The organism is Xanthomonas sp. NCPPB 2250 (assembly GCF_056725265.1).
This window is the reverse complement of sequence record NZ_CM161520.1, coordinates 2,792,869-2,815,250: the sequence shown is the minus strand read 5'-3', so window position 1 is coordinate 2,815,250 and position 22,382 is coordinate 2,792,869. Positions and strand designations below refer to the sequence as shown.

Genomic DNA, 22,382 nt, shown 5'->3' with positions numbered 1-22,382 from the left:
ACGCCGGCAGTGCAGGACGTGCGCGGACTCAGGCACCCTTGTCCAGATAGCGCTCGGCGTCCAGCGCGGCCATGCAGCCGAAGCCGGCCGAGGTGATCGCCTGGCGGTAGTGCTGGTCGGCGACGTCGCCGGCGGCGAACACGCCCGGCACCGAGGTCTCGGTGGCGGCGCCGCCGAGGCCCGAACGGATCTCCAGGTAGCCGTTGTGCATGGCCAACTGGCCGTCGAACAGCTGGGTGTTGGGGTGATGGCCGATGGCGACGAAGAAGCCGTGCGCTTCCAGGTCGCGGGTGCTGCCGTCCTGCACCGACTTGACCCGCACGCCGGTGACGCCGGCCTCGTTGCCCAGCACCTCGTCCACCTGGTGATGCCAGACGGTCTCGATCTTGCCGGCGGCGACCTTGGCGAACAGCTTGTCCTGCATGATCTTTTCCGCACGCAGGGTGTCGCGGCGGTGCACCAGATAGACCTTGCGGGCGATGTTGGACAGGTACAGCGCCTCTTCCACGGCGGTGTTGCCGCCGCCGACCACGACCACGTCCTGGTCCTTGTAGAAGAAGCCGTCGCAGGTGGCGCAGGCGGACACGCCGCGGCCCTTGAACGCCTCTTCCGAGGGGATGCCCAGGTACTTGGCGGTGGCGCCGGTGGCGATGATCAACGCGTCGCAGGTGTAGTCGCCGCTGTCGCCGCTGAGCCGGAACGGACGCTGCGACAGGTCGGCGGTGTGGATGTGGTCGAAGATCACCTCGGTCTCGAAGCGCTCGGCATGCGCCTGCATGCGCGCCATCAGGTCCGGTCCCATCAGGCCGTGGGGATCGCCCGGCCAGTTGTCGACCTCGGTGGTGGTCATCAGCTGGCCGCCCTGCTGCAGACCGGTGATCACCACCGGCTTGAGATTGGCGCGCGCGGCGTAGACCGCGGCGGTCCAGCCGGCCGGGCCGGAACCCAGGATCAGCAGGCGGGAATGCTTGGCGGAATTGGCGGCAGAGGGGCTCATGTATACTCGCGAACAGGGTGAAATGGCGGCGGAAACGCGGCATTGCGCGGGTTCCGGCGAAGGCGCATAGAGTGGCGGCCGGCCTGGAACGAATCAAGCCGCGTGGCGGAAACGCTGCGGCCCGCTGCGACAGACAGCCTGTCTCGCGCGTCGTTGCCCGCCGCGATCGGGCGCTGCCGGCGTCGGCCTGCGCAAGTCCGGACGATTCAGGTACCGACTGCTGAAATGCAAGGGCGAGTCGTTTATTATCAATCACTAACGATGCATTTCTAAGGTCTGGTCATAGCGTGGCGAAGCAGGTTCCGGAACGCGGCAAAACCCAGGGCGCCAATGCGGCGGCACGCAAGCAGGGCGCCGCGCCCAACCCACGCCGGCAGAAGCTGTGGCGCGATCTGGCGCTGATCGCGATCGCGCCGTTGCTGCTGTACCTGCTGGCCAGCCTGGCCACCTATTCGGCGACCGATCCGGGCTGGTCGCATACCGGCAGCGTGGTCGCGCCGGTGCACAACATGGGCGGCAAGTTCGGCGCCTGGATCGCCGATGTGCTGCTGCAACTGTTCGGCTACGTGGCCTTCCTGCTGCCGGTGGTGATCGGCGCGATCTCCTGGATCGCGCTGTTCGGCATGGACCAGGACGGCGATGGCGAGGCCGACCTGGGGCCGGCGCTGCGCCTGGTCGGCATCGTCGGTTTCCTGATCGCCGCCACCGGGCTGCTGCACCTGCGCCTGTTCGCCGGCGACGTGGCCGGGGCCGGCGGCATCCTCGGCAAGCTGGTCGGCAATTCGCTCGGCGCCGGGTTTGGCGCGCTCGGCGCCAACCTGTTCGTGCTGGTGCTGCTGCTGGTGTCGGTGACCCTGGCCACCGGGCTGTCCTGGTTCGCGGTGATGGAGCGCATCGGCAAGGCGGTGATGACCCTGCCGGCGCTGGCCCGCCGCGGTACCCAGCAGGCCAACGAGTGGCAGCAGACCCGCGCCATGCGCGAGGAACGCGAGGAAGTGCGCAAGGTCGATGCGGTGCAGCGCGCCAAGCGCGAGCCGGTCAAGATCGAGCCGCCGCCGGCGCCGGTGGTGGAGAAGAGCGAGCGCGCCAAGCGCGAGCAGCAGATCCCGCTGTTCCACGGCACCGGCAGCGACCCGTCCGGGGTGCCGCCGCTGGCCCTGCTGGACGACCCCAAGCCGCAGGCCAAGGGCTATTCCGAGGAGACCCTGGAAACCCTGTCGCGGCAGATCGAGTTCAAGCTCAAGGACTTCCGCATCGAGGCGCAGGTGGTCGGCGCCTATCCGGGTCCGGTCATCACCCGCTTCGAGATAGAACCGGCGCCGGGCATCAAGGTCAGCCAGATCAGCTCGCTGGACAAGGACATCGCCCGCGGCCTGTCGGTGAAGTCGGTGCGCGTGGTCGACGTGATCCCGGGCAAGTCGGTGATCGGCCTGGAGATCCCCAACGTCAGCCGCGAGATGATCTATCTCAGCGAGCTGCTGCGCTCCAAGGAATACGACAAGTCGGCCAGCCCGCTGACCCTGGCGCTGGGCAAGGACATCGCCGGGCGCCCGACCGTGGCCGACCTGGCGCGCATGCCGCACCTGCTGGTCGCCGGCACCACCGGCTCGGGAAAGTCGGTGGCGGTCAACGCGATGGTGCTGAGCCTGCTGTACAAGGCCTCGGCCAAGGACCTGCGGATGCTGATGATCGACCCGAAGATGCTCGAACTGAGCGTCTACCAGGGCATCCCGCACCTGCTGGCGCCGGTGGTCACCGACATGAAGGAGGCCGCCAACGGCCTGCGCTGGTGCGTGGCGGAGATGGAGCGCCGCTACAAGCTGATGAGCGCGGTCGGCGTGCGCAACCTGGCCGGCTTCAACAAGAAGGTCAAGGACGCGCAGGACGCCGGGCAGCCGCTGATGGACCCGCTGTTCAAGCCCAACCCGGACCTGGCCGAGGCGCCGCGGCCGCTGGACACGCTGCCGTTCATCGTCATCTTCATCGACGAATTCGCCGACATGATGATGATCGTCGGCAAGAAGGTCGAAGAACTGATCGCGCGCCTGGCGCAGAAGGCCCGCGCCGCCGGCATCCACCTGATCCTGGCCACCCAGCGCCCCTCGGTGGACGTGATCACCGGCCTGATCAAGGCCAACATCCCGACCCGCATCGCCTTCCAGGTCAGCTCCAAGATCGACTCGCGCACCATCCTCGACCAGTCCGGCGCCGAGACCCTGCTCGGCCACGGCGACATGCTGTACCTGCCGCCGGGCACGGCGATGCCGGACCGCGTGCACGGCGCCTTCGTCAGCGACGAGGAAGTGCACCGGGTGGTCGAGCACCTCAAGGCCAGCGGCCCGGCCGACTACATCGAGGGCGTGCTCGACGAGGTGCAGACCATGGGCGACGGCACCGTGATCGGCGCCACCGGCCTGCCCGAAGCCGGCGGCGGGGGCGGCGACGAATCCGATCCGCTGTACGACGAGGCCCTGCGCATCGTCACCGAGACCCGCCGCGCCTCGATCTCCGGCGTGCAGCGGCGGCTGAAGATCGGCTACAACCGCGCCGCGCGGCTGATCGAGGCGATGGAAGCCGCCGGCGTGGTCAGCCCGCCCGAACACAACGGCGACCGCAGCGTGCTGGCGCCGCCGCCGCCGAAGTGAACCGCACCGCGCCGCCCGCCGGCCATGGCCGGCGTCTGCCTGGCCGGAGGCCTGTGCGCACCGCGCGCTGGCTGTTCGGCGCGGCGCTGCTGGCGCTGGCCGGCCTCGCCGGCGCGCAACCGGCGCCGGCCGCGCATCCCGATACCGACCAGACCGCGGGTGCGGCGGCCGCCCCCGTGGTCAGCAACAACTACAGCTACGTGCGCTACCGCGCCGACTACGAGGTGCGCGAGGACGCCACCAGCGTCGAGACCGACGAGTACGAGCTGCTGCTCAAGACCAAGGCCGGCGTCGACCAATTCAGCCAGGTGCGGCTGGGCTACAGCGAGAAGCTGGAGACGCTGGAGGTGCTGGCCGCCTACACGCTGACCCCGGACGGGCTGCGCCACGACGTGCCGGCCGACAAGATCTACACCCAGGAAAGCTATTCGAGCGCATCGGCGGCGATGTACGCCGACCGCAAGGTCAAGGTGGTGGTGTTCCCCAACCTGATGCCCGGCGCGCGCCTGGTGTACCGCGTGCGCCGCACCCAGACCGTGCCGTACTTCCCCGGCTACTTCAGCCTGTGGGAGACCTTCAGCGTGTTCTCCCAGTACGACGACGCCACGGTGACCCTGGTGGCGCCGCGGCGCCTGCAGATGCACCTGTACACGCGCGGCGTGCAGGGCAGCGACACGCCGACGATCGACGGCGAACAGGCGCGCTGGGAATGGCGCTACAGCCGCCGCGAGCCGATGAAGAGCCAGAACTGGTCGGCGGCCACCTGGGAGTTCAGCCCGACCATCATGGCCAGCAGCTTCCGCCGCTGGTCGCAGATGGCCCAGGCCTACCAGCGCAGCAGTGCCGCCGCCGCGCAGGTCACGCCCAAGGTGCGCGCCCGCGCCGAGCAGATCACCGCCGGCATCGGCGATCGCCGCGCGCAGGCCGCCGCGCTGTACGCATGGGTGGCGCGCAACATCCGCTACGTGGCGGTGTACCTGGGCAACGGCGGGCTGCAGCCGAACAGCGCCGACAGCATCCTCGACAACCACTACGGCGACTGCAAGGACCACACCGTGGTGCTGGAAGCGCTGCTGGCGGCCAAGGGCATCGCCAGCACGCCGGTGCTGATCGGTGCGCAGGGCGGGCCGACCCTGCCGGAGGTGCCGGTGCTGGGCCGCTTCAACCACGCCATCACCTATCTGCCCGAGTTCAAGCTGTACGTGGATTCGACCAGCCCGTACGCGCGCTTCGGCCAGCTGCCGGCCGGCGATCTGGGTGCGCCGGTGCTGCACACGGCCGACGGCACCGTGGCGCGCACGCCGCCGGACGACGCCAAGCGCAATCGCTACCTGGTCGAGACCGACTACCGCTTCGCCGCCGACGGCAGCGTGAGCGGGGTCACCCGGCTGGACAGCGGCGACGTCGGCGAGGTCGGCCTGCGCACGATGTTCGTGCAGCTCAACGCGCAGAACCGCACCCGCATCGAGGAGTCGATCGTCGCCGCGTCCGGCTTCGACGGCAGCGGCGAGTTGCTGCTGCAGGGCACGCCGCAGGACCTGAGCCGGCCGTTCGGCTACGCCTACCGCTTCCAGGCTCACGACTACGTCGACTTCGGCGTGGTCGGCGGCATGAGCCTGCCGTTGATGCCCGGCGCCGATTCGGTGCGCGGGGTCTACAGCACCGCCTCGGCCGAGCGCAACCTGACCCCGTTCTATTGCAACGACAATGCGCGCAGCGAAACCTACCGGCTCACCTTCCCGGACAGCGTGCCGATCATCGCGATTCCGGCCGACACCCATTTCCGCAACGCCGCCGGCGAGTACGCCGCGACCTGGGTGCGCGACGGGCAGACCGTGACCGCCACGCATACGCTGCACCGGCGCGCGATCCACGGCCCGGCGGCGCTGTGCCAGCCGCAGGACTACGCCGCGTTCCGCGAGCTGTACCAGCAGGTGCGGCGCGGCTTCCGCAGCCAGATCCTGTACGGCGACCTCGGCCGGATGCAGACCGGGCCGTAGACCTGGCGCGGCCAGCCATCCTCTGATCGCCTATTCAGGCGCGGCGCGTCACACTTCCCACACTCCATCCGGAAATCCATCCGCATGCTTCGCACACTCCGCTACACCGTCCTCGCCACCGCGCTGCTGGCCGGCTCCGCCTTCGCCGGCGCCCGCGAGGACCTCACCGCCTTCACCCGCGGGCTGAAGGGCCTGGACGGCCAGTTCGCGCAGAAGGTCTACGACGGCAAGGGCACGCTGAAGGAAAGCTCCAGCGGCCGCGTCGCGCTGTCGGCGCCGCGCCTGTTCCGCTGGGAGTACCGCAAGCCCTATACCCAGCTGATCGTCGCCGACGGCAGCAAGGTCTGGGTCTACGACCCGGACCTGAAGCAGGCCACGGTGCGCGCGCAGGGCAGCGAGGAGCAGAACAGCCCGCTGACCGCGCTGATCGATCCGGGCCGGCTCGACCGCCAGTACGACGTCAGCGAAGAGGCGGTGGCCCGCGACGGGCTGCAATGGCTGACCATGACGCCGAAGGTGGACACCGAGGCCAGCTTCCAGATGGCCAAGCTCGGCTTCGACCGCAATGGCCTGGCGCGCATGGAAGTGGTCGACCCGGTCGGCCAGCGCACCGACATCAGCTTCAGCGACTGGAAGCGCAATCCGGCCTTCGCCGCCGGCACCTTCCGCTACGTCCCGGACAAGGACGTGGACGTGGTCGGCGACCGCTGAGCCGGCCGCCGCCGCGCGCCGGGTCGGTGCGCGGCGGCCTTTCCGCTCAGTTGGGGCAGGTCTGCACTTCGATGCTGACGTGGCCCAGCGTGGCCACGCCCTGCAGGCGGGCGTGGTAGAACGCCGCCGGCCGCGGTTTGTGCGTCACCAGCGACACGATCGCCGCATGCTGGCCGGGGCCGACCCGCCACACGTGCAGGTCGGCGATGCGCTCGTCGTCCTGCTGCAGGCGGTCGCGGATCTGTGCCTGCAGCGCCGCCGGCGCCGAGGCGTCGAGCAGTACCGCGCCGGTGTCGCGCAGCAGCGCCAGCGACCAGCGGGCGATGACGATGGCGCCGACGATGCCCATCAACGCATCGGTCCAGGTCCAGCCCAGGTACTTGGCCAGCAGCAGGGCGACGATCGCCATCACCGAGGTCAGCGCGTCGGCCAGCACATGCATGTAGGCCGAGCGCAGGTTGTGATCGGCGTGCGCGTGGCGGTCGTGGCTTTGCGCGGGCGCGGCATGGGCGTGCGCATGCCCGTGGTGATCGTGAGGGTGGTGATGGTCGTGAGCGTGCGCGTGATCGTGGTCATGCCCATCGTGATGCGCGTGCGCATGCTCGTCATGCCGGTGCGCGGCGTGGGCATGGCCGTGATCGTGGTCGTGATGATCGCCGTGGCCGTGGACATGACCATGGCCGTGCCCATGATCGTGGTGGTGGTCGGCGCCCAGCATCCAGGCGCTGAGCAGGTTCACCAGCAGGCCCAGCGCCGCGATCCACAGGGCCTCGTCGTAGGCGATGTGCACCGGCTGCGCCAGGCGCATGGCCGATTCCACGCCGATGCCCAGGGCGATCAGCGCCAGGATCAGCGCGCTGGAGAAGCCGGCCAGGTCGCCGACCTTGCCGGTGCCGAAGGTGAAGCGCGGGTTGTGCCGGTGCCGGCGCGCGAACCAGTAGGCGAAGCCGGCCAGCGACAGCGCGCCGGCATGGGTGGCCATGTGCAGGCCGTCGGCCAGCAGCGCCATCGAGCCGGTCCACCAGCCGGCGACGATCTCCACGACCATCATCGCGGCGGTCAGCGCCACCACCGACCAGGTGCGGCGCGCATTGCGCTCGTGGCGGGTGCCGAGGAAGTCGTGCTGATGGGTAAAGGCGTCCAGGGTGTCGTGGTGGCTCATGGCGGGATCGGCCGGGCAAGGAGGCGCCGCGATTCTAGCGCTGGCGTCGGTACCGCGCAGGCTTGCGATGACGGAGATGCCGGCAGGGGCGCTTGCAGGCCGCACGGCGTGCACGGGCCGCGGCGATAGAATGGGCAGATGGCCAAACGCAGACCCTTCGCTTCCGATACCCCCGACCTGCTGAGCGTCGACCGCGAGTCCATGCGCCCGCTGGCCGAGCGCATGCGACCGCGCACGCTCGACGAGATGGTCGGGCAGAAGCGCCTGCTGGCGCCGACCAGTGCGCTGCGCCGCGCGGTCGCGTCCGGCCGGGTGCACTCGATGATCCTGTGGGGGCCGCCGGGCTGCGGCAAGACCACCCTGGCGCTGCTGCTGGCGCAGTACGCCGAGGCCGAGTTCAAGGCGATCTCGGCGGTGCTGTCCGGCCTGCCGGAGGTGCGGGGGGTGCTGGCCGAGGCCGCGCAGCGTTTCGCCGATGGCCGCCGCACCGTGCTGTTCGTCGACGAGGTGCATCGCTTCAACAAGGCGCAGCAGGATGCGTTCCTGCCGCATATCGAACGCGGCACCATCCTGTTCGTCGGCGCGACCACCGAGAATCCCTCGTTCGAGCTGAATTCGGCGCTGCTGTCGCGCTGCCGTGTGCACGTGCTGGAGGCGGTGTCGCCGCAGGACATCGCCGAGGCGCTGCAGCGGGCGCTGCACGATCCCGAACGCGGGCTCGGCGCCGAGCACCTGCAGGTCTCCGATGCGGCCTTGCTGGAGATCGCCGGCGCCGCCGATGGCGACGTGCGGCGCGCGCTGACGTTGCTGGAAATCGCCGCCGAGCTGGCCCAGGACGAGGGCGGCGAGATCACCGCGCAGACCCTGCAGCAGGTGCTGGCCGACCGCACCCGCCGCTTCGACAAGGGCGGCGAGCAGTTCTACGACCAGATCTCGGCGCTGCACAAGTCGGTGCGCAGCTCCAATCCGGACGCCGCGCTGTACTGGCTCACGCGCATGCTCGACGGCGGCTGCGATCCGTCCTACCTGGCGCGGCGGCTGACTCGCATGGCGATCGAGGACATCGGCCTGGCCGACCCGCGCGCGCAGTCGATGGCGCTGGAAGCCTGGGACATCTACGAGCGCCTGGGCAGTCCCGAAGGCGAGCTGGCCTTCGCGCAACTGGTGCTGTACCTGGCCAGCACCGCCAAGTCCAACGCCGGCTATGCCGCGTTCAACCAGGCCAAGGCCGAAGTGCGCGAGACCGGCACCCAGGAGGTGCCGCTGCACCTGCGCAACGCGCCGACCAAGCTGATGAAGACCCTGGGCTACGGCGCCGACTACCAGTACGACCACGACGCCGAAGGCGGCATCGCCCTGGACCAGACCGGCTTTCCCAATGCCATGGGCGAGCGGGTGTACTACCGGCCGGTGGAGCGCGGCCTGGAGATCAAGCTCAAGGACAAGCTCGACCGCCTGCGCGCCGCGCGCGAGCAGGCGCGGGCAGAGAAGGCCGGGACGCGCGGCTGACGGCCACCGAACCGCGGCGCGCGATGCCGCTGGACACCCGCGCGCAACGCCCCGCATACTCGCGGCAGGAGATGGCGTTCCTCCTTTAACCACCACGCGCTCGGCGTGGTTGATGACGCCTACAGTCGCCCGACCAGGTCGGGGCTGTAGGCGCGCGCGTCCGCATCCCTCGCTCCGGTCGGCCCAATCCGTGGCTGAGGAGAGGACCGATGCCCAAGTTGCAACGCCTGGAACAGTTCGAATTGCTGCCCTACCTGGGCAAATGGTTGGTTATTGCCCTGATCGTCGGCACGCTGGCAGGCAGCGCGTCTGCGTTGTTCCTGTTTTCCCTCGACGGCGCCACGGCCTGGCGCGAAGCGCATCGCTGGGCGATCTGGGTGCTGCCCGTCGCCGGATTCGGCGTCGGCCTGGTCTACCACCTGCTGGGCAAGGCGGTCGATGGCGGCAACAACCTCATCATCGACGAGATCCACGATCCGAAGAAGGTCGTGCCGCTGCGGATGGTGCCGCTGGTGCTGGGTGGGACGGTGGTGTCGCACCTGTTCGGCGCATCGGTGGGTCGCGAAGGGACGGCGGTGCAGATGGGCGGGGCCTTGGCGGACCAGCTCACGCATGTGCTGCGTCTGCAGCGTCCGGACCGGCGCATGCTGTTGATGGCCGGCATCAGCGCCGGTTTCGCCTCGGTGTTCGGCACGCCGCTGGCGGGCGCGGTGTTCGGCCTGGAAGTGCTGGCGATCGGCCGCATGCGCTACGACGCGCTGTTCCCCTGCGTCGTCGCCGCGATCGTCGCCGACCAGGTGTGCCGCGCCTGGGGCGTCCAGCACACCACGTATGCGATCGGCCAGGTGGTGCCGGTAAGCAGCGCCAGCGTGATGGCCGTGGTCGCCGCGGGCATCGTGTTCGGCCTGGTCGGCATGCTGTTCGCCACCGCGACGCACCACGTCGGTGGACTGGTCAAGCGCACGGTCGCGTATGCGCCCCTGCGACCGGCCCTTGGCGGCATCGTGATCGCCACGGCAGTGTGGGCGCTGGATGCCTACCACTATGTCGGACTGGGCATTCCCGACATCGTGCAGTCCTTTCGGCAGCCGATGGCGCCGTGGGATTTTCTGGGCAAGTTCGCATTCACCGTGGCCTCGCTGGGCAGCGGCTTCAAGGGTGGGGAAGTGACGCCCTTGTTCTATATCGGCGCGACCCTGGGCAACGCGCTGGCGCCGCTGCTGCACCTGCCGTTCCCCTTGCTTGCCGGCATCGGCTTCGTGGCGGTCTTCGCGGGAGCGGCCAACACGCCGATCGCCACCACGTTGATGGCGATGGAACTGTTCGGGGCCGATATCGGACCGTTGGCGGCGATCGGCTGCGTCACCGCCTTCCTGTTTTCGGGGCACACCGGCATCTATCACGCGCAACGCGTCGGGCACGGCAAGCATCGTCGCGCCGCAGGCCCGATGCCGGAGGCGCTGCGGATCGCCGACCTGGGGCAGTTGCGGCGCCGGCCGTTGCCTGTGCAGGACACGGCGGTGGACACCGACGCGGAGCGGTTGCCGTGAACCGGCCGCTCCCAGCGCAGATGGCGGCCTTGCGCCTGTATTTTCCGTTCTCCACCAAGGCCGGGCGGCCCACGCGCTTCTGGCATCGGCTGACCGCGCCGGCGCTCGCCGATCACCTGCTGGCGATGGCGCGCCGCAGCCGTATTGCCCAAGCCATGCTGCATCCGGTCGAGCGTGGCTATCTGCCCGGCGCTGGTCTGTCGCAGCGGCATCCGGAGTTGAGCGGCATGCGCCATCCGCATTGCCTGGAACTGCTGGACACCGAGCAGCGCCTGCGCGATTTTGTGGCCGACCATGCGGAGGAGTTGCGCAAGGTCCACGCCGTGCTCTTCCTCTGCGAGCTGCCGCTTGCGCACAATGGGGGCTCTCATTCCGCCTTCCGCGCCCAGGGTGCCGCTCCATGAACACGCTCCAGACCATTGTTGCGATCGGGATCGGCGCGATGATCGGCGCCTTGGCGCGCTACGCCTTGAGCCTGGCGATGAACGGCGTGGTGCCGCAGATCCCGATGGGAACGCTAGCGTCCAACCTGATCGCGGCCTATATCGTCGGGGCCGGCATCGCCTTCTTCGCGGCGATGCCGACGCTGTCGCCGGCGTGGCGCCTGTTCGTGATCACCGGGCTGGCCGGGGGGTTGTCGACGTTCTCGACGTTCTCGGCCGAGCTGTTGCTGCTGTTGCGCGACGGCCGTCTGGGCTGGTCGGCGGCGATGCTGGCGATGCATGTGGGCGGCTCGCTGCTGATGACGTTGCTGGGCATGTTCACCATCTCACTGGTCCGCAACGCATGAGCGAGGCGAGGACGATGCAAGGCTATCAACTGACGTTCTTCACCGAACAGGAACGGCGGCACCGACATGCGCCGATCGGCGAATGGTTGCTGCAGTTCGCCAAGGCGCATGGCGCCTGCGGCGGCACGGTGATCGGGGGGCTCGAAGGCTTCGATCACGGCGGCCACCTGCATGCCACGCACTTTTTCGAGTTGGCCGAACAGCCACTCGCGGTCACCGTGTCGGTGGACGAGGCCGCCTGCCAGCGGCTGATGCAGGCCTTGGCGGAGGAAGAACTCGATCTGAGCTACGTGAAAGTGCCGGTCGAGTATGGACGCGTGGGCAGGGCGGTCGCCTAGGCGACCTGCGGCGCATCACCGCCGGCGGTGCATGGTCGAGGTCAACCCAGCAGGGCGGCGCCGACGCCCAGCGGCGGCGCCAGCAACGCCAGCGGCACGATCAGCCGCGGCCGGTACGGCAGCAGGCCCAGGGTGAGCAACGCTGCGCTGGCGCTGAGCGAACCCACCCACAGCACCGGGCCGATGCCCCAGCCGCGCGCGGCCACGCAGCAGGCGAACGCCGCGCTCAACAGCAGCCAGCCGGCGGCCTGCAGTTGCCGCAGGCGCGGCGCGGCGGCGCGGCGTGCGCCGTACAGGTCGAGCTGGTGCTTCTCCATGCCCAGGCACAGCGCGACGAAGCCGGAGAAGGCCAGGCACAGGCCGAGGACGGTCATGCGCCCTCCGTGGCCAGGACCGGCTTGCCGGATCCACCGCGGTCGCGGGCGCGGCGTTCGGCCGCCGACAGCGGCGGTTGCCAGAGTTGCATGCGCCGCGCAGCCAGCGCCAGCGCGATACCGAGGAACAGGCAGACCAGGTCGAATCCTGCCAGCGCCCAGTCGCCGGCCAGCAGGCTCACGCCCAGGTGCGCATCGGTGGTGACGGCGTTGAGCAGCGGCAGCAATCCGAACAGTGCCGCGCCCATATACAGTTGCCAGGCCCACATCGCGCGCTTCGGCCACACCTGCGCGGCGACCAGGGCCGCGGCCCAGGCCAGGAAGAACACCGCTGCTTCGCTTTCCGGGCGCGATTCCAGGTGCAGCGGCAGCAGCCGGTTGCCCCAGAAATAGGCGGCGAAGGCGATCGGCAGCCCGGCCACGGTGCCGATGTTGAGCGCGTCGACCAGGCGCAGGCCCAGGCCGATGCGCCCGGCCTTGGCGTGCTTGGGCCGCTCCTTGACCGCCCACAGGATCGCGCCGCTGGCCACCATCAGGCAGCCGAGCAGGCCGCAGCCGAAGAACAGCCAGCGCAGCCAGGGACCGGCGAAGTGCGCCAGGTGCAGGCCGTACAGGGTGCTGCGGGTTTCCGCGGCGGCGCCGAGTTCGCCGCTGCGGCCCAGGATCTGCCCGCTGGCCGCGTCCAGCAGCAGCGAGGGCGTGGTGTAGCCCAGGCGCTGGCCGTCGCCCTGGCGGATCTGGATCGCCGCGGCGGCGTCGCCGGCGTTGTACACGGTGAAGCCGGCGATCGGCGCCTGCGCGCCCCATTCGCGGCGCGCCACGTCCAGCAGTTGCGCGATCGGCAGCATGTGGCCGGGCGTGCCGCTCGCCTCGCGCAGGTTCTGCGGTTCCTGGAAGGCCTCGGCATAGAACGCCTGCTCGGCGTCCGGATAGGCGGTCTGGATGCCCCAGGGCAGGTACATCAGCATCAGCGTGACCAGCCCGGTGTAGGTGATCATCGCGTGGTAGGGCAGGGCGAGCACCGCGCTGGCATTGTGGAAGTCCAGCCACGAGCGCTGGCCCTTGGCCGGGCGGAAGGTGAAGAAGTCCTTGAAGATCTTCTTGTGGGTGATCACGCCGCTGATGATCGCCACCAGCATGAACATCGCGCAGAAGCCGACGATGTAGCGCGCCCACAGCGCAGGCATGTAGTGCAGGTCGAAGTGCAGGCGGTAGAAGAAGTCGCCGCCGCGGGTGTCGCGGGTCTGGCTGGCCTCGCCGCTGACCGGGTCGAGCAGGGCGCTGCCGAACATCGCCTTGCGGCTCGGGCGGGTGCCGTCGGCCGGCGGCGGGTTGCGCCAGAACAGATCGGTGAACGGCGCGCGCGGGTTGGCCAGCGACACGAACCACTGCGGCGACCGTGGCGCCTCGCGCTGCAGCAGCGCCACCGCGCGTGCAGCCACCACGTCGGTGCTCGGTTGCGCGCGCGGCAGTTCCGGGCGCATCCACTGGCTGATCTCGTTGCGGAAATAGCTGGCGGTACCGGCCATGAAGATCAGCAGCAGCACCCACGACACCAGCAGGCCGCTCCAGGTGTGCAGCCAGGCCATCGATTGGCGGAATCCCTGCTTCATGGCGCGTGCTGCTGCAGCCAGGCGATGGCCAGCGCCATCGGCGCCAGTAGCGCGGCGATGCCCAGCCAGGCGCGCCCGGCGCTGCGCGCGGCGAACGCCCACAGCGCGGTGCAGGCGCAGACCAGGATGCCCAGCATCATCCCGCTCAACACCGCCTGCGCGCGCACCGATGGCCACAGCAGCGGCAGCAGCACGGAGGTGGCCGCGGCCAGCGCATAGCCGCCGACGATCGCGGCCAGGGTGCGTGCCAGTACGCCCAGCCAGGGAGGCAACCCGCGCGAGGCGGCGGTGGGCGGCGTGGAGAGGCGCGGCGGCGCTGGCGGAACTGGATGCATGGGGGCCCGTCGGGAGAGGCACCGGCTTGGCGACAGGGCTAGGCGGAGCGGGATGGCAGCGAGGCGATCAGTTTCGTTAATGATACGCATTCCTATTTTCGGCGCAATGTGCAGGTGGGTCGGCACTGCTGCGCCTGCAGGGCACGCCCGGCTTGGTCGGTGGCATCGGGGGCAGGACTCCTGCACCATCGGTCCTGCCATCGGGCTGCCTGGGGACGTCATGAAGATTCTGGTCGTCGACGATTACCGCACGATGCGGCGCGTCATCCGCATGCTGTTGGGCCAACTCGGCTATGACGACGTCGTCGAAGCAGCCGACGGCGAGGCGGCGCTGGCCGCGATGCGGGCGGAGAAGATCGGCTTGGTCATTTCCGACTGGAACATGGCGCCGATGACCGGTCTGGAGCTGCTGCGGGCGGTTCGCAGCGACGCGCAGCTGAAAGGCACGCCGTTCCTGATGACGGTCACCGAGGGTCGTAGCGACAAGGTGATCGAGATCCGCGAAGCGGGGGTCAGCGGCTACATCGTCAAGCCGTTCAATGCGGACATGCTGAAGGAGAAGATCGCGTACGCGCTGTGAGTGGACCGCGGAGCGCAGGTGCGATCTGGTGCTCGCATCAGTGTGGTGTTGCGCTCGCTGCGCCTGTGTTTGCGACCATCGCGTCGGCAGCGGCGATCTTCTGCGTCACCGCCTCGCGCAGTGGCGACGACGCCGGCAGCAAGGTCGACAGATGGCGCCAGTCGCCGGCCGCATCGGCATAGCGCTGCTGCTGGAAGGCGGCGATGCCACGCATCCATAACGCGCGCTGGTTGTCCGGCTGCTGCGCCAGCACCCGGTCGAGCATGGCGCGGGCGGCGCTGCCCACCGTGAGATCGGCGCGTTGCGCCATGTCGGTCTCGGCCCAGCCGAGCAATGCCTCGACGTTGTCCGGGGCGATCCGCAGCGCCTGCGCATAGGCCTGCTGCGCCTCGTGCGGGCGCTGCGCCTGTTGCGCGTCCCAGGCCTGCTGCAGCCAGCCTTGCAGCAGTTGCGCGGTCTGGTCCGGCGCGGGCGGCGGCAGCGGTTGCAGCGGGACGCCGGCCAGGGCCGCGGGTGTGCCGATGCGCCAGTACAGGCCAGCACCCAGCAACGGCAGCAGCAGCGCAAGCAGCAGCGCGCCGCCGCGTTGCCGACCTGCGCCGGAACGCTGGACGAGCAAGGGGCGCAACACCGCGAACAGGGCAACGCCCAGCATCGCGGCGGCGGCCATCAGAAAGCCGGGCGTCACCAGGCGTCCTCCGCTTCCGTCGTGACGGCGCCAAGGGCGCGGCGGCGGTGCCGCAGCGTCGCCAGCACCATCGCGGCGCCGCCCAGCAGCAACAGCGCCGGCCCGAACCACAGCAGCCAGGTGCCCGGCGCCAGCGGTGGGTCGTACAGCACGAAGGCCGAATAGCGATCGACCATGTACTGCTTGATCTGCGCATCGCTGCGCCCGGCCTGCAGTTGCGCGAACACCTGGTGGCGCAGGTCGCGCGCCAGCGTCGCGTCGGAATCGGCCAGGTTCTCGTTCTGGCAGACCAGGCAGCGCAGTTGCGCGGTCAGTTGCTGGAAGCGCTGTTCCTGCGCGCGGTCCTTGAAGGGGAGTGGGTCCACCGCCTGGGCGAAGGCCGGCAGTGCACCGCCCAGTAACCACAGCAGCACCAGCAGCTGCCACCACGGCGTGCGCCTGCGCGTCCGTGCGACGAACGCGCTCATCGCCGTGCTCCATCGAGCGCCGCGATCGCCGGACGCAGCTCGTCGGCCAGCACCTGCGGCGTCAGTACGCCGACGTGCTTGTAGCGGACCACGCCGTCGGCATCGACCAGGAAGGTCTCCGGCGCGCCGTACACGCCCAGGTCGATCGCACGCTGGCCATCGGCGTCCACCAGCACCAGCGCATACGGATTGCCGCGCTGCGCCAGCCAGGCAGCGGTGTCGTGCGGCTCGTCGCGGTAGGCGTAGCCGATCAGGAGCACGCCCAGTTCCCGCTCCTGCGCCATCAGCAGCGGATGCTCCTCGCTGCAGGCCATGCACCAGCTGCCGAACACGTTGAGCAGATACGGGCGGCCACGCAGTTCTTGGCTGCCGCTGCGCAGGTCCGGGCGGTCCAGGCGCGGCAGCGCGAACGCCGGCACCGGCTTGCCCAGCAGCGGCGAAGGGACCTCGCGCGGATCGTGGCTGCGGCTCCACCACAGGCCGAACCCGAACAACGCGGTCAGCAGCGCGAACGCGGCCAGCGGCAGTAGCCGGCTCATGGCGCGGCTCCGGCGAGCGCGGCCGGCGTGGCGGCGTTGTCCGTGGCCGGCTGCGCACGCAAGCGGCGCGCGCCGGCGCTGACGAAGCCACCGAGCATCATCAGCAGGCCGCCGGCCCAGATCCAGCGGATGAACGGCTTGTCGTACAGGCGCAGGGTCCAGCCGTACTCGATGTGCTGGTCGTCGACCGGCTCACCCAGGGCGACGTACAGGTCGCGCAGCACACCGGCGTCGATGGCCGCCTCGGTCTGGATCCGCTCGCTGCTGTACAGGCGCTTCTGCGGATGCAGCACCGCCACCACGGCGCCGTCGCGCAGCACGCTCACCGTGCCTTGCTCGGCCTTCCAATTGGGGCCATCGACCAGGCGCACGCCATCGAAGCGGAATGCATGCGCTCCGATTTGCGCGCTCTGGCCGGGGTCCAGGCGCACGTCGCGTTCCACCGACAGGCTTTCCGACAAGAGCACGCCGGCCACGAACACCGCGACCCCGGCATGCGCCAGCAGCATGCCGGCCAGTTCGGCGGGGAAGCGCCGGCCGCGCGGGGCGCTGCGCCAGCGGGTGAGTGCATACAGCGCGGTGCCGACGCCGACCCAGGCCGCGGCGGCGACGCCGGCCACCGCGCGCAGCGTGCCCGCGCTCAACAGCCACGCCAGCAGCGCGCAGGCCAGTGCGGCCAGACCGGCGCGCGCGGCCACCGCGCGCAGTGCGCCGGGTTCGGTGCGGCCCCAGCGCAGGTAGGGACCGAACGGCAACAGCAGCACCACCGGCAGCATCAGCAGCGGGAACAGCAGGCCGAAGTAGGGCGGCCCGACCGAGATCTTGCCCAGCCGCAGCGCATCGCCGAGCAGCGGGAACAGCGTGCCCAGCAGCACCATCGCCGCGGCCACGCTGAGCATCAGGTTGCCGACCAGGATCGCGGTCTCCCGCGACAGCGCGGCGAACGGCTTGCCGGCGGCCATGCGCGGCGCACGCAGCGCGTACAGCAGCAGCGAGCCGCCGACCACCAGCACCAGGAAGCCGAGGATGTACAGGCCGCGGCGCGGATCGGCGGCGAAGGCGTGCACCGAGGTCAGCACGCCGGAGCGCACCAGGAAGGTGCCCAGCAGCGACAGCGAGAACGCCAGGATCGACAGCAGCAGGGTCCAGGCGCCGAGCGCGCCGCGTTTCTCGGTGACCGCCTGGGTGTGGATCAGCGCGGCGCCGACCAGCCAGGGCATGAAGCTGGCGTTTTCCACCGGGTCCCAGAACCACCAGCCGCCCCAGCCCAGTTCGGCATAGGCCCACCAGCTGCCGGCGACGATGCCGGCGCTGAGGAAGCCCCAGGCGACGTTGGTCCACGGCCGCGCCCAGCGCACCCAGGCCTGCTGCTGTTCGCCACCGAGCAGGGCGGCGATGGCGAAGGCGAAGGCCACCGAGAAGCCGACATAGCCCGTGTACAGCACCGGCGGATGCAGCACCATGCCCGGGTCCTGCAGCACCGGGTTGAGTTCGCTGCCATCGCGCGGCATCGGCGACAGCCGTACGAACGGATTGGAGGTGAACAGGACGAAGGCCAGGAAGCCGCTGGAAATCAGCCCGAGCACGCCGAGCACGCGCGCGGCGAAGGCGTCCGGCAGGTGCCGGCCGCTACGTGCCAGCGCCACCGTCCACAGGTTGAGGATGGCGATCCACAGCAGCAGCGAGCCTTCGTGCGCGCCCCACACCGCGGCCAGCCGGTAGTACCAGGGCTGCGCCAGGTTGGCGTTGGCGGCGACGTAGCGCACCGAGAAATCCAGTTGCAGCAGCACGTAGCCGAGCAGGCCGAAGGCCAGCCAGGCGAAGCCGGCCTGGGCGTAGGCAGCCGGCCGCGCCACCGCCATCCAGGCGCGCTGGCCGCGCCAGGCGCCGAGCAGCGGCAACACGGCCTGCACCAATGCCAGCAGCAGGGCCAGGATCAGCGCGCACTGGCCGAGTTCGGCGCTCATCGTGCGGCGCTCTCGGCGCGGTGGGGCGTGATCGGCCTCATGGCCGCGCCGCCGCTGCGGCGGCCGCTGCAGCGCGAGCGACGTGGGCGCGCTCGGCATGCGCCTGCGCCATTGCGTCCTTCAGTTCCTGCGGCATGTAGGTCTCGTCGTGCTTGGCCAGCACTTCGGTGGCGACGAAGCGCGCGCCCTGCATCGAGCCGGTGGCGATCACCGCCTGGTTGTCGCGGAACAGGTCGGGCAGGATGCCGGTGTAGGCAACCGCGGTGGCGCCGGCCTTGTCGATCACCGTGAACTGCACCTGCAGCGCATCGGCGCTGCGCGTGATCGAGCCGGCCTTGACCATGCCGCCGAGCCGGAACACCCGGTAGTCCCTGGCCGCGCCGGCCTGCACTTGGCTGGGCGTGAACAGGTAGCTGACGTTGTGCTGCAGGGCCAGCACGAACAGGCCGGTGGCCAGCGCCGCGGCGCCGAGCAACAGCAGCACCAGCAGCAGGCGGCGCTTACGGGTGGGATGCATCGTGCGCTCCGTTGATCGCAACGTTGCCGCGGGCACGGCGTGCCTGTTCGCGCGTCACTTGCGCACGGATGTCGGCGAGCAGGCGGCGTTGGCGGCGGCGCGGCAGCAGGGTGTCCAGAAGTAGCACCACCAAGGCCAGCGCGTACGCGCTCCACACGTAGACGGCGTAGCCGCACATCGCCCAGAACCCGCTCATGCCGCGTGTTCCGCGGGCAGCGGCGCGGCGTCGGCGGGCGTCGCCGGCGCGGCCTGCAACGCGATCGCACGCACCCAGGCCTTGCCGCGCTCCAGCGCCAGCAGGTCGCTGCGCATGCGCCCGCACAGGCTGGCGACGTAGTAGCACTTGCTGGCGACCACGCCGGTCAGCAGCGGCCACAGCATCGACAGCGGCATCTTCGACGGGCCCAGCACGCGCACCGTGGAGCCCTGGTGCAGGGTGTTCCACCACACTACCGAGTAATGCACGATCGGCAGGTTGATCAGCCCGACCAGCGCCAGCAGCGCGGCGGCGCGCGCGCCCTGGCGCGGATCGTCGATGGCACGGTGCAGGCCGATCACGCCCAGGTACAGGAACAGCAGCACCAGTTCCGAGGTCAGCCGTGCGTCCCAGGTCCACCAGGTGCCCCACATCGGCCGGCCCCACAGCGAGCCGGTGCACAGGGTGACGAAGGTGAAGGCCGCGCCGATCGGCGCCGAGGCCATGCAGGCGATTTCCGCCAGTTTCACCCGCCACACCAGCGCGACCAGGCCGGCCACGCCCATCGTGGCGTAGACGAACAGGCTCATCCACGCGCACGGCACATGCACGAAGAGGATGCGGTAGGCGTCGTGCTGCTGGTAATCCGGCGGCGCTAGCACCAGCCCGCCGTAACAGGCCACCGCGCCGAGCAGCACGGCCGCGGCCAGACTCCACGGGCGCACCGCGCCGGCCACGCGGTAGAAGGTCGGCGGCGCGCCGAGCCGGTGCAACCAGAGCGGGATCCAGGAACGCATGGGGGCCTTCAGCGGGCGAGGGAAGCGTTGCGCGGCAGCGCCTGTACCGCGGCGGCGGCATCGACCTGCAGCAGGCCATCGCGCGTGCGGCTGGTCCGCAGCAGCAGGTCGTGCACGCTGCGCGCGTCGAGTTGCGGGGCCAGCGCCAGCAGCAGTGCGACCACGCCGCTGACGTGGGCAGTGGCCATCGACGAGCCGGAAGTGAAGTCGTAGCCGCCGTTGGGCTGGGTGGTGAGGATGTCCTCGCCCGGCGCGCTGAGCACGCCCGCCGGCGCCGGCGAAGCGGCGCTGCTGCGCACCACGATCACCCCGGGAATGCCGTCGGGAAACCCGTCCATGCGGCCGTTGGGCGGCATCGCCGCGACCACGATGCGGCCATCGCGCAGCAGCTGTTCCAGCAGCTTGCGCAGCAGCGGGTCGGCCGGGCCGCCGAGGCTGAGATTGATGATGCGGGTGCGGGTGTCGCCGATCGCCGCCAGCGCCTTGGCCAGGGTGAAGGAGTTGCAGCCGGCGCCGGCGCCGGGGCGCTGCGGATACCAGCAGGCCTTGTACACGTCGAGCATCGCCTTCGGTGCGATGCCGACGATGCCCAGGTGGTTGTTGCTGCCGGCGGCGATGATGCCGGCGACCTCGGTGCCGTGGTGGTCGCGGTTGAACGCGCCCGGGTCGGCGGCGACCAGGTCGCGGGTGGTGCGCAGGCGCCCGCGCAGGTCCGGGTGCGCGGTGTCCACGCCGGTGTCGACGATCGCCACGTCCACGCCCTGGCCCTGGCTCAGCGCCTGCGCGGTGGCCGCGTTGGTCGCGGCGAAGCCGCGCTGCATGTCCACGTAGGGATCGTTGTAGCGCAGCGGCTGCGCCGGTGCGGCCGCAGCCTGGCTGTCGGTCGAATACGTACCGAAGTCCTGCAGCGGCTGCGACAGCGCCACCCGGTCGTCCTTGGCCAGTTGCGCCAGCAGCGCCGCGCGGTCGCTGCCCGGTGCCGGCTCCAGCACCACGCAGTACAGCCCCAGCGCCTTGATCGGCCAGCCGGCGACCTGGCGCAGGCCGTAGCGCTTGTTCAGCGCGTCCAGGGTGGCGACTGCCTGGGTGCCGGCGCCGTAGTAGCGGGCGGAGGCGTAGCCGAGCAGGTTGGAGCCGGCGTGGCGGCTCGGCGCGGCCATCGGGTTGGCCACGGCGAGGACGATCTGGCGCTCGCTGTCCAGCGCCGGCGACGGATCCAGGCTGGGCGCCTTGGCGTCCGCCGCGGGCGCCGGATCGGCGACGGCCGCCGGCGCGGCATGGGCGCAGGCGCCCAGGCCCAGGCAGGCGAGGAGCAGGCTGGCGAGACGCAGCTTCATGGCGCGGCGATCGGCTCCGCCAGGCGGATGCCGGCGGTGGCGCGCAACTGTTGCACGCTGCGCTGCGGCTGCGCCGGCGACCCGGCCTGGGTCGGCACCACGGTGTAGGCGCCGGCGGCGTTGGGGCCGCCGATCACCCGCAGCTGCAGCTTGCGCAACAGCGCGTCCCAGTCGGCCAGGGTCATGCGCGCGTCCGGTACCACCCGGATCGCGTCGGCCGCCAGCGGCTGTGCGGCATCGCTGAGGGTGCGGTAGGCGGTGCTGCGCTCGTGCTCGGCGGACAGGCGCAGGCCCAGCACGCCCAGGCCCACCGCCTGCAGCAGCGCGGCGGCGACCAGCGCCCGCGTGGTCCAGCTGGTGCGGCTGCGCTGCGGCGGCGCCTGCGGGACCGGCGCGTCCAGGCGCTGCAGCAGGCGCTGCAGCCCGGCCTCGGCGTCCACCGGCACGTCGCTGGGCAGGGTCATGGCCATGCGCAGGCGGCTCTGCTGGGCGAACTCGGCGCTGCAGTGCCGGCACTTGGCCAGGTGCGCGACCAGCCACTCGTTTTCGGCTTCCGTGGCGCTGTCCTGCAGCACCCACGGCATCAGGTCCCAGGCATGCGCGCACTCGTTGCCCGGCTCGTTGAAGCCCGTTTTCATCACGCGCTCTCCGTCAGCGTGGACGCATCGCCGGCCAATCCCGGCAACACGTTGCGAAGTTTGACCCGGGCATGGAACAACCGGGCTTTGATGGTGCCCACCGGGCACTGCATGATCGCGGCGACCTCTTCCAGCTTGTGGCCGAGGCCGTAGACCAGTTCCACCACCAGGCGCTGGTCGGCCGACAGGCGTTCCAGGCCCTTGCCCAACCAGTCGCGCAGCTCGCGGTCCTCGTCCGGGTCGGCCGCCGCGGCGTGGTCCTCGGCGGCCACGCCGTCGTCGATGGCGTCGTCGCTGTGGTGGCGGATCGCCTTGAGCCCGCAGCGGTAGGCGATGCCCATGATCCAGGTCGAGACCTGCGAATCGCCGCGGAAGTCGCCTGCCTTCTGCCAGACGATCCAGAAGCAGTCGTTGATCGCTTCCTCGATGATGTCCGGGCGCCGGGTCAGCCGCGACAAAAACCGGCACAGGCGCCCGTGGTAGGCGCGGTACAGGCGGGTCAGCGCCTCGCGGTCGCTGGCGGCCATGCGCCGGAGCAGCATGCGGTCGGTGGCATCGCCGAGCAGGTCGGTGTCGTTCATGGGGGCAGGTGTGGCAACGGGCACCGGTATGTGCCGGGGCGGCACGGAAAG

The 22,382-nt window shown here is 70.5% G+C and carries 24 protein-coding genes and 1 riboswitch; of the genes, 9 read left to right on the top strand and 15 right to left on the bottom strand.

From position 1 onward, the window contains the following. Window positions 1–28 precede the first annotated feature (28 nt). Window positions 29–997 carry a thioredoxin-disulfide reductase gene (trxB, locus tag AC1PMG_RS10990; RefSeq protein ID WP_010341722.1) on the bottom strand — a complete coding sequence of 323 codons (969 nt, stop codon included), beginning with the start codon at window positions 995–997 and terminating at the stop codon, window positions 29–31. Window positions 998–1,284: 287 nt separating this feature from the next. On the opposite strand from trxB, the gene AC1PMG_RS10985 reads away from it, so the two are divergent. From AC1PMG_RS10985 to lolA, 3 genes are all read left to right on the top strand, one after another. Continuing rightward, complete coding sequence (locus tag AC1PMG_RS10985) at window positions 1,285–3,642, top strand: DNA translocase FtsK (protein ID WP_017913921.1); 2,358 nt, start codon at window positions 1,285–1,287, stop codon at window positions 3,640–3,642. A gap of 53 nt (window positions 3,643–3,695) precedes the next feature. Beyond that, window positions 3,696–5,642, top strand: coding sequence for a DUF3857 domain-containing transglutaminase family protein (locus AC1PMG_RS10980; protein WP_481108920.1), 1,947 nt, complete (start codon window positions 3,696–3,698; stop codon window positions 5,640–5,642). A gap of 84 nt (window positions 5,643–5,726) precedes the next feature. Then, a complete protein-coding gene (gene lolA, locus AC1PMG_RS10975; protein WP_017914052.1) occupies window positions 5,727–6,353 on the top strand; it encodes an outer membrane lipoprotein periplasmic chaperone LolA in 627 nt (208 codons plus the stop codon). Window positions 6,354–6,399: 46 nt separating this feature from the next. Here lolA and dmeF read toward each other — a convergent pair whose 3' ends face one another. Continuing rightward, window positions 6,400–7,515, bottom strand: a complete 1,116-nt coding sequence (gene dmeF / locus AC1PMG_RS10970; protein WP_481108919.1) for a CDF family Co(II)/Ni(II) efflux transporter DmeF — start codon at window positions 7,513–7,515, stop codon at window positions 6,400–6,402. 138 nt (window positions 7,516–7,653) lie between these two features. Here dmeF and AC1PMG_RS10965 point away from each other — a divergent pair, with 138 nt between their 5' ends. The 5 genes from AC1PMG_RS10965 to AC1PMG_RS10945 all read left to right on the top strand — a co-directional run bounded on the left by AC1PMG_RS10965 (window position 7,654) and on the right by AC1PMG_RS10945 (window position 11,702). Beyond that, a complete protein-coding gene (locus AC1PMG_RS10965) occupies window positions 7,654–9,024 on the top strand; it encodes a replication-associated recombination protein A (RefSeq protein WP_481108918.1) in 1,371 nt (456 codons plus the stop codon). Window positions 9,025–9,082: 58 nt separating this feature from the next. Beyond that, a riboswitch (Fluoride riboswitch) is annotated at window positions 9,083–9,153 on the top strand. A gap of 80 nt (window positions 9,154–9,233) precedes the next feature. Beyond that, window positions 9,234–10,574 carry a voltage-gated chloride channel family protein gene (locus tag AC1PMG_RS10960; protein WP_481108917.1) on the top strand — a complete coding sequence of 447 codons (1,341 nt, stop codon included), beginning with the start codon at window positions 9,234–9,236 and terminating at the stop codon, window positions 10,572–10,574. Then, a complete protein-coding gene (locus AC1PMG_RS10955; RefSeq protein ID WP_225851617.1) occupies window positions 10,571–10,978 on the top strand; it encodes a hypothetical protein in 408 nt (135 codons plus the stop codon). Before AC1PMG_RS10960 ends, AC1PMG_RS10955 begins: the two co-directional genes overlap by 4 nt. Further along, window positions 10,975–11,364 carry a fluoride efflux transporter CrcB gene (crcB, locus tag AC1PMG_RS10950; protein ID WP_019801484.1) on the top strand — a complete coding sequence of 130 codons (390 nt, stop codon included), beginning with the start codon at window positions 10,975–10,977 and terminating at the stop codon, window positions 11,362–11,364. Before AC1PMG_RS10955 ends, crcB begins: the two co-directional genes overlap by 4 nt. A gap of 14 nt (window positions 11,365–11,378) precedes the next feature. Then, window positions 11,379–11,702: a DUF190 domain-containing protein gene (locus AC1PMG_RS10945; protein WP_481108916.1), complete on the top strand. Its 324-nt coding sequence runs from the start codon at window positions 11,379–11,381 to the stop codon at window positions 11,700–11,702. A gap of 41 nt (window positions 11,703–11,743) precedes the next feature. Here the strand turns inward: AC1PMG_RS10945 and AC1PMG_RS10940 are convergent, their stop codons facing one another. From AC1PMG_RS10940 to AC1PMG_RS10930, 3 genes are read right to left on the bottom strand one after another with little or no spacing between them, the layout of a single operon-like run. Beyond that, entirely contained in the window at window positions 11,744–12,076 is a 333-nt protein-coding gene (locus tag AC1PMG_RS10940; protein ID WP_148828700.1) for a DUF3325 domain-containing protein, read from the bottom strand. Then, window positions 12,073–13,689, bottom strand: coding sequence for a PepSY-associated TM helix domain-containing protein (locus AC1PMG_RS10935; RefSeq protein WP_481108915.1), 1,617 nt, complete (start codon window positions 13,687–13,689; stop codon window positions 12,073–12,075). The genes AC1PMG_RS10940 and AC1PMG_RS10935 overlap by 4 nt, the downstream gene beginning before the upstream one ends. After that, window positions 13,686–14,024 (bottom strand): DUF3649 domain-containing protein, encoded by a 339-nt coding sequence (locus AC1PMG_RS10930; protein ID WP_267094086.1) that lies wholly within the window; start codon window positions 14,022–14,024, stop codon window positions 13,686–13,688. Before AC1PMG_RS10930 ends, AC1PMG_RS10935 begins: the two co-directional genes overlap by 4 nt. Before the next feature lie 220 nt (window positions 14,025–14,244). Between AC1PMG_RS10930 and AC1PMG_RS10925 the strand changes: the two genes are divergently transcribed. Continuing rightward, window positions 14,245–14,604 carry a response regulator gene (locus AC1PMG_RS10925; RefSeq protein WP_267081423.1) on the top strand — a complete coding sequence of 120 codons (360 nt, stop codon included), beginning with the start codon at window positions 14,245–14,247 and terminating at the stop codon, window positions 14,602–14,604. A gap of 37 nt (window positions 14,605–14,641) precedes the next feature. On the opposite strand, the gene AC1PMG_RS10920 is transcribed toward AC1PMG_RS10925, so the two are convergent. From AC1PMG_RS10920 to AC1PMG_RS10875, 10 genes are read right to left on the bottom strand one after another with little or no spacing between them, the layout of a single operon-like run. Further along, on the bottom strand, window positions 14,642–15,292 hold the full coding sequence (locus tag AC1PMG_RS10920) for a tetratricopeptide repeat protein (RefSeq protein WP_481108914.1): 651 nt from the start codon (window positions 15,290–15,292) through the stop codon (window positions 14,642–14,644). Then, complete coding sequence (locus AC1PMG_RS10915) at window positions 15,289–15,759, bottom strand: cytochrome c-type biogenesis protein (RefSeq protein ID WP_481108913.1); 471 nt, start codon at window positions 15,757–15,759, stop codon at window positions 15,289–15,291. Before AC1PMG_RS10915 ends, AC1PMG_RS10920 begins: the two co-directional genes overlap by 4 nt. Continuing rightward, window positions 15,756–16,298, bottom strand: coding sequence for a DsbE family thiol:disulfide interchange protein (locus AC1PMG_RS10910; protein WP_481108912.1), 543 nt, complete (start codon window positions 16,296–16,298; stop codon window positions 15,756–15,758). Before AC1PMG_RS10910 ends, AC1PMG_RS10915 begins: the two co-directional genes overlap by 4 nt. Then, window positions 16,295–18,265, bottom strand: a complete 1,971-nt coding sequence (locus AC1PMG_RS10905) for a heme lyase CcmF/NrfE family subunit (RefSeq protein WP_481108911.1) — start codon at window positions 18,263–18,265, stop codon at window positions 16,295–16,297. The genes AC1PMG_RS10910 and AC1PMG_RS10905 overlap by 4 nt, the downstream gene beginning before the upstream one ends. A 37-nt stretch (window positions 18,266–18,302) precedes the next feature. After that, on the bottom strand, window positions 18,303–18,782 hold the full coding sequence (ccmE, locus tag AC1PMG_RS10900; protein ID WP_342072736.1) for a cytochrome c maturation protein CcmE: 480 nt from the start codon (window positions 18,780–18,782) through the stop codon (window positions 18,303–18,305). Continuing rightward, on the bottom strand, window positions 18,766–18,978 hold the full coding sequence (gene ccmD / locus AC1PMG_RS10895) for a heme exporter protein CcmD (RefSeq protein WP_481108910.1): 213 nt from the start codon (window positions 18,976–18,978) through the stop codon (window positions 18,766–18,768). Before ccmD ends, ccmE begins: the two co-directional genes overlap by 17 nt. Beyond that, on the bottom strand, window positions 18,975–19,775 hold the full coding sequence (locus tag AC1PMG_RS10890; protein WP_481108909.1) for a heme ABC transporter permease: 801 nt from the start codon (window positions 19,773–19,775) through the stop codon (window positions 18,975–18,977). Before AC1PMG_RS10890 ends, ccmD begins: the two co-directional genes overlap by 4 nt. An 8-nt stretch (window positions 19,776–19,783) precedes the next feature. Continuing rightward, window positions 19,784–21,112 (bottom strand): S8 family serine peptidase, encoded by a 1,329-nt coding sequence (locus AC1PMG_RS10885; protein ID WP_481108908.1) that lies wholly within the window; start codon window positions 21,110–21,112, stop codon window positions 19,784–19,786. Then, window positions 21,109–21,750, bottom strand: coding sequence for a zf-HC2 domain-containing protein (locus tag AC1PMG_RS10880; RefSeq protein WP_481108907.1), 642 nt, complete (start codon window positions 21,748–21,750; stop codon window positions 21,109–21,111). Before AC1PMG_RS10880 ends, AC1PMG_RS10885 begins: the two co-directional genes overlap by 4 nt. Continuing rightward, window positions 21,750–22,331, bottom strand: a complete 582-nt coding sequence (locus AC1PMG_RS10875) for an RNA polymerase sigma factor (protein WP_017913785.1) — start codon at window positions 22,329–22,331, stop codon at window positions 21,750–21,752. Before AC1PMG_RS10875 ends, AC1PMG_RS10880 begins: the two co-directional genes overlap by 1 nt. Window positions 22,332–22,382 lie beyond the last annotated feature (51 nt).